This is a genomic window from Amphritea atlantica (genome assembly GCF_018860855.1).
GTDB lineage: Bacteria > Pseudomonadota > Gammaproteobacteria > Pseudomonadales > Balneatricaceae > Amphritea > Amphritea atlantica_A.
The window spans coordinates 321460-333923 of record NZ_JAHKQE010000030.1; the positions used below are offsets into that span (position 1 = coordinate 321460).

Below are 12464 nucleotides of genomic sequence, written 5' to 3' on the forward strand. Positions count from 1 at the left end.
GATTAGACGCGCTCGAACAGTGCGGCAATACCTTGCCCGCCACCGATACAGAGGCTAACGATCGCGTAGCGACCTTTAATGCGGTTTAGTTCGTACAGTGCTTTGATGGTCACCACAGCGCCGGTAGCACCGATCGGGTGACCTAGCGAGATACCACTACCATTTGGATTCAAACGGTCGCGTGGCAGGTCTAACTCTTGAGCGACAGCCAGTGCTTGAGCCGCAAAAGCTTCATTGACTTCATATACATCGATATCATTTGCTGACAGATGGTTACGATCAAACAGTTTCTGTATTGCACTGACCGGACCAATCCCCATCAGTTTTGGGTCGACACCCACGACAGAATAATCAACTAAGCGGCCTAACACCCGACGACCTTCGGCTTCGGCTTTTTCGCGCTCCATCATAACGACAGCACCCGCTGCATCATTCAAGCCCGAAGCGTTACCCGCAGTGACGGTTCCATCTTTTTTAAACACGGGTCGTAACGCCTGCATCTCTTCTAGAGTGCAATCCATTCGCACATGCTCATCGGTATCAAACAGTTTGACACCTTTACGGCTTTTCAGCTCTACCGGCATGATCTGATCTTTGAAATACCCCTGCTCAATCGCATGCTGGGCGCGATTATGGCTGAGTAGAGCCAACTCATCTTGGGCTTCACGGGTAATACCATATTTTTCTGCTACATTTTCCGCTGTTACTCCCATATGAATATGGTTAAACGGACAATGCAGTGCTGCAACCATTGGATCGACCATCTGACCGTCACCCATGCGTTGACCAAAACGAGCGGTTGGCAAATGGTAAGGGGCGCGGCTCATCGATTCAGCACCACCGGCAACCACCGTATCGCAAACACCCAGTTCAATCTGCTGAGCGGCACTGATAATCGCCTGCAAACCACTACCGCACAAACGGTTCAGTGTGAGTGACGGCGTCTCTTCAGATAGTCCACCGTTAATGGCTGCAACGCGGCCCATATACATATCGGCAGGCTCAGAATGAATCACATTACCAAAGATACTTTGCTCAACCGACTCAGGCGCAATACCTGCACGCTTAACCGCTTCAGCCACCAGCGCTCCCGCTAATTCAGTAGGCTTATGACCTTTCAGGCTGCCGCCATAACTACCAATGGCTGTACGTACACCGCTTACCACGACCACTTCACGTTTTTTCATTGCTTTATCTCTTGTTATCATGAGCCACGCATAAACTCGGTGACTGTCTTGTTTTAATGCTGCCCGCTACGTTGACGACCACTCTTCGCGCCCTAGCTCGGAGTAGCCTTTACGGCGTCATTGACGATGACAGCAGCTAATGAACTTCATTCTCTATCGAATACCCCAGTGGAACAATGATCAAAAAAGCTTATTAATTGATATAAACGGCCAGCTAAAGAAAATACGACTACTATCTTGGCGAGTATAAAAAACCTTATAGAGTGCGGGGTTGGCACCATAACGGCGATAAATTAAGCTAAATCTCTGGCATTGGTACTTAACTGACGATAAAAAAGCGATCATCAGAAAGCTCAAGGCAATGTGAATTATTACCTTATCGGACAGATCACAAAAACCATCCTGATGGTAAAAGCCTGATTGTAGAAACCTGATTGTAAAAAATTAGCCGCACAACATGCCACTCACTGTAGTAAAGACAAAAAAGGAGCCTAAGCCCCTCGTTTATATTGAGCATCCGCTTAAACCTCAGTTAAAGCGGGTGCCCTGTGTCTCACATGAGACCTTTACTCTCGACGTTAAATTTAGCCTTTAAATCCAGCTCTTAAACCGAGTCTTTAAACTTGAGTACGGATCACTTTCTTATTGATCTTACCTACACTGGTTTTCGGAATATCGGCAACCACCTTGATATCACGAGGCACCGCCCATTTATTGATATGGCCACTTTCGACATATTGCTGCAGGTGTTGCTGAATCGCCGCACTATCAAGTTCTTCTCCCGCCATGGGCACCACTAAGGCATAAGGACGTTCACCCCACTTCTCATCGGGCACACCGACAACGGCAACCTCAGAGACAGCTGGGTACTGACTGATCAGGTTTTCCAGCTCCAATGATGAGATCCACTCACCGCCGGTTTTGATCACATCTTTAATACGGTCTTTGATCTGAATAACATAATCTTTGTCGATAGAGGCCACATCACCGGTGTGCAGCCAACCGTTTTCCCAAAGCTCCTCCCCTTTGGCTTCCTCTTTGTAATAGCCTTGAGTCAACCATGGCGAGCGCACCACAATCTCGCCCACGGCATCACCATCATGGGCAACATCGTTACCCTCAGGGTCAACAATTTTCAGATCCACTAAGCCAATCGGTACACCGGCTTTGATACGCAGTGGTATCTGATCACTCAATTCCAGTTCACGTTCAGAGGGCTTAAGGAATATAGCGCTCACCAACGGACAGGTTTCGGACATGCCGTAAGCCGTGAACAGCAAAATGCCTTGATCCACCATCTGCTGTGCCAGTGCGGGGGTCGCCGCACTGCCGCCAGTTAGCAGTTTCCAGCCGCTCATATCGGTCGCTTCAGTCTCATCACAGTTAAGGATCATCTGCAGCACTGTCGGCACGCCGTGGGAGAAAGTGACGCCCTCTTCACGATATAAACGTAGCAGTTTATTCGGGTCGTAACGGCCGGAATACACCTGTTTAACACCCAGCATCGTCGCGATATAAGGTACGCCCCAGGCATGGACATGGAACATCGGCGTCATCGGCATATAGACATCATCGGAGCGTAGCAGCGGCTGCCCGTCAAAAGAGCCTAAGGTAGAGGCACCGTTCAGGGTGTGCAGCACCAGTTGTCGATGGCTGAAATACACCCCTTTCGGATTTCCCGTGGTGCCGGTGGTATAGAACAGTGTGGCAATCGAGTTCTCATCAAAATCGGGGAAATCATATTCATCAGAGGCGGCCGCGAGTAACGTTTCATACTCTCCGACTGTGTTGAGGTTCGTCGGCGAAGGTAGTTGATCGTCGCTCAGGCGGATATAGCCACGCACACTGGGTAATTGATCGGCTAGCTGCTCAGCAATGACGGTGAAATCATCATGCAGCAATACTAGATTATCTTCCGCATGCCCCATGGTGTAACCGATCTGGTCGACACTCAGGCGAATATTCACGTGGTGCAAAACTGCGCCGATCATCGGCACGGCGAAGTAACTTTCCAAATAGCGGTGGCTGTCCCAGTCCATCACCGCAACCGTGTCTCCCGCTTTAACGCCGGCTTCGGTAAGCACATTGGCCAGTTTACAGATACGCTTATAGAGGGTGCGGTAGTCATAGCGAATCACATCACTGTAGACGATCTCATTGTCCGGTTGAAAGCGCATGCCGGACAGCAGGCTTTTGATCAGTAGAGGGAAGTCGTGCGCATTATCTGCAGGTTTAATTATTTTTGTTTGCATGCTATTCACCTTAAAGGTTTTCAATATTGTCCGGTGTCACGTTCAGTCGATTAACCGCTCGGCTTATCGATTGCTGCCCGTGTACCGCCTATCACTTTATATTTGTCTAAAGAATTCCTTCTAATAAAACGGTCACTGCTATTGAGCAACTAGGATTACGCCGCTGTATCTCTTTGCAGCACATATTAATGAGATTCATTCTCTATCGGATAGACAGGTGGAACAATGACAAAAAAAGATCATTATTTGATATAAACGGACATCTACCGATAAAAACAACACCTTAGTGTCATATACAAAAAATCCTGACAATATCTATTATTGGGCTTTATGACATATAGGGTTAGCCTATATATCTAAGTCACAACTTCCGATTTTTGGTTATATCAATCTATTAAAAAGCAATATCACTACAAATTATATTGCTTTATCGGACAGGCTGATCGATTGACAGGATAAAATACGCAGAATTTAGCGTGCGATGCGCTTATAGAGGTACGCTAGTCATAACGAATCACATCGCTGTAGACGATCTCATTGTCAGGCTGAAAGCGCTTACCGGATAACAGCAGGCTTTTGATTAATAGAGGGAAGTCGTGTGTATTGGCTGCAGGTTTAATTATTTTTGTTTGCATGGATTCACCTTGAGGTTATGAATGTTCTGCCGAGGGTTGATGGACACAAGCCGCGTTTCCAAACCCACTCTTCAGATAACAAAATAGCAATCTGTTTAATTCATTGAGACATAAATTACAGCGTTATACCGAAGCAGACAACCGCCATTCATCTTAGACAAACATTAAAACCTTCGATATCCAATCACGGCTAGGCTGCAACACTGCTATTTGTGCAGGCTCTCCTTTTAATAACGGCAAGTAGAGCAATAAGGCGCTTTAAACTGCCATCAAGTTATGCAACCATGCGCCGGTAACTATTTTAAGGAATCGATGTGGAACTACTTAATCTTGATTGTCAGGGCCATAGCTTGCGGCTTGAAGGCTCAATGGCGGGCTGGCAGCTGCTGTATTGGAACAATACCCCGGTATCCCGACGCGATGCGGCTGGCGATTTTGATGGTATCAGTGAACATCAGTTTGAGCTGCAAAACCAACAGGGTGAAACAGTGCTATGTCGATTAGAGACCGAGGCACAGTGGGATCCAGTGCATATCAGTTACCGTTTTTATATGGCCGATAAACTGGTTACCCGCGGTGAGCATGGCCGCGAAGAGATGGAAAAGCAGGTGCCGCAAGCGCCAATACGCCAAGAAAAACGCGCCTTCAGTATTATTGGGCTTGGTGCCCTAGGGCTAAAACTGCTAAAAAGCGCCAAGATCATAAAGGTTGTCATGGCCGGTGCTAGTTTGGCAGCGTATTCTTGGTTTTTCTCCCTGCCCTTTGCTCTGGCGCTTATTTTCTGTCTTGTGGTGCATGAATATGGCCATATTCGGGCCATGAAGCACTTTGGTATGAAAACCAAAGGGATCTATCTCATTCCATTCGTTGGCGGTCTGGCGCTGAGTGATGCTCGCATCAATACCCGCTGGCAAGATGTCTGCATTTCAATGATGGGGCCGTTTTTTGGCTTTGCGCTATCACTGCTTAGCCTAGTGGCTTATTGGCTGACCGGCTCAATCTTTTTTGCCGGTTTGAGTGCTTTCAATGCCCTGCTGAACCTGTTTAATCTATTACCTATTTTGCCTCTCGACGGCGGCCATATTCTAAAGAGTATCGCCTTCTCTATGAATTCACTGCTTGGACTACTGCTTTGCGGAGCGGCTGCCGCAGGCGGCATCTGGCTCAGTTATCACTTTGGTTTAGCGCTGCTGGGCTTTTTGTTGATTATCGGTAGTGTCGAGGTGTTTTTTGAGTGGCGTGGACGACATCATAGTCTGCTATTGCCGTTAGACCGTTATGGTCAAGCGGTGTCCGCACTGTGGTATATCTTTACCGTGGGCGGCTTGGTGGCGATCATCTGGTATTTTCACGGCATGGGCGATGCACTGCTGGGGCTTCCACTTAAGATATTGCAAAGCTAAACTGCAGTAACACTTCCAACATAGCTGCCAATAAAGAGTCGTGGATATGAGCGATAAAGTAGTCGATATCAATAGTAAACGGGACGATCTGCGTCATAAACGCAAAGAAAAGCAGTTGAAGGATATGAAAAATAAGTTTGAAAAAGCACTGCCCACTGAAGAGCATGATCCGAAAAAGAAGCTATTGAATCTCTTTAAAAAGAAACCGAAAAAGTAAACTAAGTTAAGCAGCTTAGCCCATCAACCCAAGACAAACCTTACTGTCTTGGGTTGATATGTTACCGCCCTACCCTGTGCCTTCACGGCCTCGGATTTGAGCACAATAAGCGTTAGGCTTTAGCCGGCAACACGGTGCTAGCAACCTCACCAAAGCCAATACGGACACCATCAGGCTGTTGACAGTAACCGCGCATCACCACCGTATCACCGTCTTCTAAGAAGGTACGCTGTTCACCGTTGGGTAAACTAATCGCTTCCTTACCGCCACGACTCAGCTCTAGCAAAGAGCCACCCTGTGTATGCTCTGGACCTGACTGTGTACCCGAACCAAAGAAGTCTCCCGGGCGCAGATTACAGCCATTGACCGTGTGGTGTGCCACCATCTGTGCAACCGTCCAGTAAGAATAAACAAAGTTCGACGCAGATAACGACGCCGGCGCTTGATGCTGGTTACGCATCTGTTCGGTTTGTAACAGCACCTCCAGCTTAATGTCCAAGGCACCTTGCTGAGTATTTTTCCCTGAAGCGAGATACGGCAGTGGCTGAGGGTCTGCCGCATCGCGCTTAAATTCAGTACGATAAGGCAGCAGCGCTTCATTAGTCACAATCCAAGGAGAGACTGTAGAAGCAAAGTTTTTCGCCAGGAAAGGCCCTAGCGGCTGATATTCCCAAGCCTGTATATCGCGGGCAGACCAGTCATTAAACAGACAGTAACCGAACACATGTTGGTCGGTATCATCGAGATCAATAGGCTCGCCTAACGCATTGCCCTTGCCGATATAGATACCCACTTCTAGCTCATAGTCCAATCGTTTACAGGCATTCAGGCTCGGCGCTTCAGCGTCCGGTGCTTTGGTTTGTCCTTGAGGGCGACGGAAAGTCTGACCCGACACATCGATCGAAGAGCTACGGCCATGATAGCCAATCGGCACCCATTTATAGTTTGGTAGCAACGGGTTATCTGGGCGGAACAAACTACCTACGCGAGTAGCATGAAAGACAGAGGTATAAAAGTCGGTGTAATCGCCGATCTGACAGGGCAAGCTATATTCAACGTCGGCTTGAGCAATCAAGCTCGATTCTAAACCCCCCTGCTCCGCGGCACCTTCACGCAGCGCCCGAGACAACGCTAATCGTAATGCCGACCATACCGGTGCGCCTAATGACATAAAGTGGTTCAAGGTTGGCGCAGCACAGGCTGCTACGCCAAGCGCCGCATCACCTGAGAACACACCATTGACGGCAGCCAGATCCAATACCTGATCACCAATGGCGACACCGCCCCGAAAGGCTTCATCACTGTCTTTGCGTCTAAACTCAGCAAAGGGTAAGTTTTGAATCGGAAAATCAGCGCTAACGTGATTAGCTGAGCTAACCCAGCTACGTAGGTTAGGGTTATGTGTTTCATTCAATACAGGCATAGTTCACTCGCAGCTATTCATAATCATCAGAGGCGCTGTTACGTAAGCACAACAAAGATCTGATGTGATTTTTTATTATCTACCGGTACGGTAACAGAAGCGCGACGGGCTTCAAGGCACAAGGGATAAATACATTATTTCCAATGAGTAAACAATGATTTAAGATTCCCCGAAATGGCAACTTTGCCTCAACTAATGACCCTATCTTATGGTAGGTTAATGACTTCACATGTTTCCTCTATCAGGATTGCACTATCAAGCAATTGATGTCCGCTAACATTATCCCGAATAAGCGGTATCGCAAGGATGCGGGAATAAGGATTAAGTCAATATGCCAGAATCAGTTGTTACGCTTAATAGCATCTGTAGTATCGAGGTTTTATACGCTAACCCTACCGATACTGTCGTCAGTGTGTTACACCGAATGCGCAAATCTGATGTCAGCTCAATGGTTATCATTGACGCTGAAGAGCCGGTAGGCATTATTACCGAAAAAGATATCCTCCGACTGGTTAGCCTAGGTGATCGAGATCTCGGCCAGATGACCGCGGCCCAAGTGATGACGTCGCCGGTTAAAACGCTACCCTGTGATTGCGAATTCCAGCAGGCCTATGAACTGATGCAACGGGAGAACCTGCGCCATATTGTAGTGACTAACCCAAACGGAAGCTTGAAAGGCATCGCAACCGAAACGGATTTCGTGCAGCATCTCGGGTTTGAATATCTAGCTCAAATAAAACATGTCGACGCCGTGATGGAACGGGTGATTCTGTTTATTTCACCGACGGCTAGCTTACGACAAGCCTTCGCCCTGATGAATGAAAAGAAGACCAGCAGTATCGTGATTGGTGAGGGTCACCGTGCAGATGGCATATTGACGGAACGGGATGTTGTCCGCCTGATCGATGATAAAGTTGACTTGAACAACACCCCTGTCAGTCAATATATGAGTAGCCCGGTTGAAACTGTGCGCGCGGATGCCTCTTTGTTAGACGCCCGCAAAATTATGCAGACCAAAAGCGTGCGCCGTTTATTGGTCAGCGATAACGACAATCGTATTGTCGGGCTGCTAACCCGTCAGCATCTTGCCGACCGGCTACAGAATCACTTTATTAACACCATGCGTAACGCGCTAGACAGCCTCAACCAACAACTGCTGATTAGCAAACATAAAGCGGATCATTATCACGGTTTTTTTGAAAGCTCCCCGCTGGCCTATCAATCACTAGATGCCTACGGCAATCTAATTGAAGTTAATGCCTGCTGGCGAGCGATGACCGGTTATAACGAAGTTGATGTCATCGGCAAACCCTTCAGCAATCTATTGGAAGATGGGCAAGAGGCACAATTCAAACTCGGTTTTGCTCAGCTTAAACAGACGGGTCAAATTAAAAATATACATTACCGGATTTTAAGCAAAAGCGGCCACCGGCTTGATATTCATCTTGATGGTCGAGCGATCTATGATAACGAGCAGCGGTTTCTACAGACCCATTGTTTGCTCACCAACCTGACTGAAAAGCATAAAATCGATTCACAACTGCAGATGTTTCGCGAACTGGTTGATCGCAGTAACGATGCCCTCTTTATTATCGAATCACAAACTGCCCGTATAATCGATCTCAATCAGGCCAGTTGTCACTATTTAGGCTATAGCCGAGAACAGCTACTCGGCACCCAAGTTACCGCTTTCAGTGATTGTCATAAGGATTTAGACAGTTGGAAAGCCATCCTGAAAATCATTAAATCGAGCAATAAAGGCAGCGTTTTTGAATCGGTACATATCACCGCAGATGGACTTAAAATACCGGTTGAAATTAGCTCTATCCTGCTCGATGCCGATGGCCGAGAAGTGGTACTGTCAACCGTTAGGGACATAACCGAACGCAAGCAAGCGGAACAGAAATCCCGTCAAGAGAGTGACTTTCTACAGGCAGTGCTCGATTGTATTGGCGATCCGGTGATGGTTATTGATAAGCATTATCGCGTCGTTAAATCAAACCGGGCCGCCGACGATTACTATTACCACTGCCTGCAACAGGATGATAAACCCTGTTATGCCAGCGTTCAAAATAGCGGTAGCCCCTGTCAAATTTGTCCGTTAAAAGATGTCATGGAAAGTCGCCACCCAACCACACGTATACATGAACACAAAATGAAGGGAGGCGAAATTCGCACCTTCGAGTTGATGGCCAGCCCGCTTTACGATGCAGAGGGGCAGGTGACCGGTTTGGTTGAATCTAGCCGAGATATTACCGACCATATTGTCATTCAAAAATCATTGCAGGAAAAAGAGAAAAGTCTCGACTTTCTCGCCCACCACGATCCATTAACGAGACTCCCTAACCGCTTACTCTTCGGTGATCGATTAAAACAGGCATTGCTGCATGCCAAACGCAGTCAAAAAGTGATTGGCTTGCTGTTTATTGATTTAGATGAATTTAAAGAGATTAATGATAGTTTTGGTCATAACCTCGGAGACCGGCTACTCATCAAGGTATCTGAACGGCTAAAACATCATGTCCGTGATTACGATACCATCTCCCGCCTAGGAGGCGATGAATTCACCATTATTATCGAAGATATTCAGCAACCTGAAGATGCTAGTCTGATTGCACAAAACCTACTCATCGCCTTCGATGAACCGATTATTCTAGATGAACAGCAGCTTCATATCAGCCTTAGCATTGGTATCAGCCTCTTCCCTAATGACGCTACTCAGCCAGAAGATTTAATCCGCAATGCGGACACCGCAATGTATCGCGCTAAAGCGGCGGGTAAAAACCGTTATGAGTTTTATACTCAAGAGATGACCGATCAGGCATTTGAACGGATCTTGATGGTAGGTGCGATGCGCAACGCCATCGAACATGAGCAGTTTGTCTTGCATTATCAGCCCCAAATCGATATCTCGGATAACCGTATTATTGGTGCAGAAGCATTGATTCGCTGGAAAGATCCGCAGTTAGGCATCATCCCTCCCGATCGTTTTATCCCTCTCGCCGAAAAAACCGGCATGATTAAGATGATCGACTATTGGGTGCTAGATACGGTGTGTCGTAATATTCGCGAATGGCAAAGCGCGGGTTATCAGGTGCCAAGAATATCGGTCAACGTGTCAGCGCGTCACTTTGGTAGCAACACACTGGCGACCCAGGTTGCCACTATACTCGAACGTAATCAATGCAGTAGTGAAATGATTGAGCTTGAAATCACCGAAGGCGTGATTCTGAATAACCCCACTCGGGCAGGCAAAGAACTGAAGGAGATCCGCGATATGGGCATCCGATTGGCCATTGATGATTTTGGCACCGGTTACTCTTCGCTTAGCTATCTAAAAGCATTGCCGCTCGATCGCTTAAAGATCGATCACTCTTTTATTCGGGATATTCCCGAGGATATGAATGACCAAGCGATCGCTCGCGCAGTGATTGCGCTAGCCGGCAGTTTGGGGTTAGAAGTTATTGCCGAAGGCATGGAAACAGAACAGCAGCGGCAGTTTCTGCTGGATGAAGGCTGCCTGTACGCGCAAGGCTTTCTGTTCAGCAAAGGCGTACCTGAAAATGAGTTTCTCGCCTTACTGAAAAACGATAGCCTTAGGAAACCAAGGCATTAATATCGAAAGCATTGCCATTAGGCCCTAAGGGGCTTTAACTCTTAATCGACGACGAATAAACATATCAATGAAAACCATACTCATTACCGGTTGCTCCAGCGGCATTGGCTACCATGTTGCTATCGGCTTGCGACAGCGAGGTTATCGGGTGATTGCCAGCGCCCGACAACAGCAGGATGTTGACCGCCTGAAGCAACAAGGGCTCGAAGCTATTCAGCTAGACTTAGAACACTCCGAATCGATTCAACAGGCAATGGACTGGGTTGAAGCCGAAACCGGTGGAGAGTTGTATGCCCTCTTTAATAACGGTGCTTACGGTCAGCCGGGCGCGATTGAAGACCTTAGTCGGGATGTGTTACGCCAACAGCTTGAGATCAACCTACTCGGCTGGCATGAACTCACCTGCCGAGTGTTACCGCTGATGAGGCGACAGGGGTTTGGCCGGATCATTCAAAATAGTTCGGTGCTGGGACTCATCGCGATGCGCTTCCGCGGAGCTTACAACACCAGTAAGTTTGCTCTTGAAGGCTATACCGATACCCTGCGGCAAGAGCTCACCGGCACCGGCATTCATCTTTCATTGATCGAACCCGGCCCTGTTACCAGTCAATTTAGAGCCAATGGTTTAAAAGCCTTCAAGGCGAATATTGATGTGGAGGCCAGCCCCTTTCGCAAAAGTTATAAAAAAGTTCTGCAGCGGCTAAGTACTGAAGATAAAGGCCAAGACCCTTTCACCTTAGGTCCCGAGGCAGTGTTAGACAAAGTGATCCACGCACTGGAAAGTAAGCGGCCTAAAGCTCGTTATTACGTCACCTTCCCCACCTATCTGTTCGGTTTTCTTCGGCGAGTATTATCTACCCGAATGCTTGACTGGATACTGCTAAAGGCATCCAGCGTAGAAAACAAATAAGGGCTAATCACACTTACCAAAATAAGCAGATATAGATAATTTAGCGGACAAAGTCGCTTAACACTGAAACCGCAGTAGCGTTAAACATACGGGTTAGCGGGATGCCACTTTGGCGCAAGCATAAACACCACCATAGGAGTCAGACCGGGCGACAAGCTTCGTCTGAGTCAACTCGAGTATCGTCGACGATTCTTGAGATTTAGGCGGAAACAGACGTTCTAAATCAAGAAAACTGTTTAACTGAGGGTGACTTCGATTGATCAACCTTAGTTCTGGAGAGGTAAACGTCAGCGTCCCCTCGTGCATAGCCCAGTGAGATTGATGTGAAACATCGTATTCCATCTCAGGGAAGTTAGGCAGTTTAAGCACCAATGTGCCTAGGCCATTTGATTCCCCACCCTCCAAGTAATCGACGTTGTAATCAACGGTCATCCGGGTAGTCCCGTCAACCATGGCATGCTCACAATGCCAGCGGCCATAGATATCAGTCTGTTTGAAGGCGCTTGGCTCATCAGCTTGAACAACGGTAGACAAAGAGATCAAGACAAGCAGGGGTAAAGCGGTTATGTGCGGCATAGAAACCCATGAATAGATCGAGCGATTGGAAATGGCTATTGTGCCAAATGAAGCTTGCTGTCAGCTTAATCGAATTAATAGATAAATACACCGGTGAATCGATGGGGCATGGTGCGGTTCATGCTTCACCACACCCTCCATTTAAGCCTCTGTAGGGTGCTGATGAGCTTGCGAATCGCACCCGAATCGCACCATTCATCTCGGAAATCATGGTGCGGTTCATCCTTCACCACACCCTTGTATCT

The 12464-nt window shown here is 47.6% G+C and carries 9 protein-coding genes; 4 read left to right on the forward strand and 5 right to left on the reverse strand.

Features of this window, described 5'->3' with window-relative positions:
• Window positions 1-2: 2 nt before the first annotated feature.
• The 3 genes from bktB to KO512_RS20370 all read right to left on the reverse strand — a co-directional run bounded on the left by bktB (window position 3) and on the right by KO512_RS20370 (window position 4074).
• Entirely contained in the window at window positions 3-1187 is a 1185-nt protein-coding gene (gene bktB, locus KO512_RS14825; protein ID WP_215953119.1) for a beta-ketothiolase BktB, read from the reverse strand.
• A 617-nt stretch (window positions 1188-1804) separates the two neighbouring features.
• Window positions 1805-3439: a fatty acid--CoA ligase gene (locus KO512_RS14830; protein WP_215953120.1), complete on the reverse strand. Its 1635-nt coding sequence runs from the start codon at window positions 3437-3439 to the stop codon at window positions 1805-1807.
• Between the two features lie 500 nt (window positions 3440-3939).
• On the reverse strand, window positions 3940-4074 hold the full coding sequence (locus tag KO512_RS20370) for a hypothetical protein (RefSeq protein ID WP_289847248.1): 135 nt from the start codon (window positions 4072-4074) through the stop codon (window positions 3940-3942).
• A gap of 314 nt (window positions 4075-4388) precedes the next feature.
• On the opposite strand from KO512_RS20370, the gene KO512_RS14835 reads away from it, so the two are divergent.
• Both KO512_RS14835 and KO512_RS14840 read left to right on the forward strand, forming a co-directional pair.
• Entirely contained in the window at window positions 4389-5477 is a 1089-nt protein-coding gene (locus KO512_RS14835) for a site-2 protease family protein (protein WP_215953121.1), read from the forward strand.
• 46 nt (window positions 5478-5523) lie between these two features.
• Window positions 5524-5694 (forward strand): hypothetical protein, encoded by a 171-nt coding sequence (locus KO512_RS14840; RefSeq protein ID WP_215953122.1) that lies wholly within the window; start codon window positions 5524-5526, stop codon window positions 5692-5694.
• A gap of 112 nt (window positions 5695-5806) precedes the next feature.
• On the opposite strand, the gene fahA is transcribed toward KO512_RS14840, so the two are convergent.
• Complete coding sequence (fahA, locus tag KO512_RS14845; RefSeq protein WP_215953123.1) at window positions 5807-7117, reverse strand: fumarylacetoacetase; 1311 nt, start codon at window positions 7115-7117, stop codon at window positions 5807-5809.
• A 331-nt stretch (window positions 7118-7448) separates the two neighbouring features.
• Here fahA and KO512_RS14850 point away from each other — a divergent pair, with 331 nt between their 5' ends.
• Both KO512_RS14850 and KO512_RS14855 read left to right on the forward strand, forming a co-directional pair.
• Complete coding sequence (locus KO512_RS14850) at window positions 7449-10733, forward strand: EAL domain-containing protein (RefSeq protein WP_215953124.1); 3285 nt, start codon at window positions 7449-7451, stop codon at window positions 10731-10733.
• 67 nt (window positions 10734-10800) lie between these two features.
• Complete coding sequence (locus tag KO512_RS14855; protein WP_215953125.1) at window positions 10801-11643, forward strand: SDR family oxidoreductase; 843 nt, start codon at window positions 10801-10803, stop codon at window positions 11641-11643.
• Between the two features lie 93 nt (window positions 11644-11736).
• On the opposite strand, the gene KO512_RS14860 is transcribed toward KO512_RS14855, so the two are convergent.
• The gene (locus KO512_RS14860; RefSeq protein WP_215953126.1) at window positions 11737-12219 is read right to left on the reverse strand and encodes a hypothetical protein; all 483 of its coding nucleotides are present in this window, start codon (window positions 12217-12219) and stop codon (window positions 11737-11739) included.
• Between the last annotated feature and the right edge of the window lie 245 nt (window positions 12220-12464).

Coding starts and splice junctions, on each gene's coding strand:
- KO512_RS14830 (WP_215953120.1), bottom strand. CDS start 3,439: ATGCAAACAAAAATAATTAAACCTGCAGATAATGCGCACGACTTCCCT.
- KO512_RS20370 (WP_289847248.1), bottom strand. CDS start 4,074: ATGCAAACAAAAATAATTAAACCTGCAGCCAATACACACGACTTCCCT.
- KO512_RS14855 (WP_215953125.1), top strand. CDS start 10,801: ATGAAAACCATACTCATTACCGGTTGCTCCAGCGGCATTGGCTACCAT.
- KO512_RS14840 (WP_215953122.1), top strand. CDS start 5,524: ATGAGCGATAAAGTAGTCGATATCAATAGTAAACGGGACGATCTGCGT.
- fahA (WP_215953123.1), bottom strand. CDS start 7,117: ATGCCTGTATTGAATGAAACACATAACCCTAACCTACGTAGCTGGGTT.
- bktB (WP_215953119.1), bottom strand. CDS start 1,187: ATGAAAAAACGTGAAGTGGTCGTGGTAAGCGGTGTACGTACAGCCATT.
- KO512_RS14850 (WP_215953124.1), top strand. CDS start 7,449: ATGCCAGAATCAGTTGTTACGCTTAATAGCATCTGTAGTATCGAGGTT.
- KO512_RS14860 (WP_215953126.1), bottom strand. CDS start 12,219: ATGCCGCACATAACCGCTTTACCCCTGCTTGTCTTGATCTCTTTGTCT.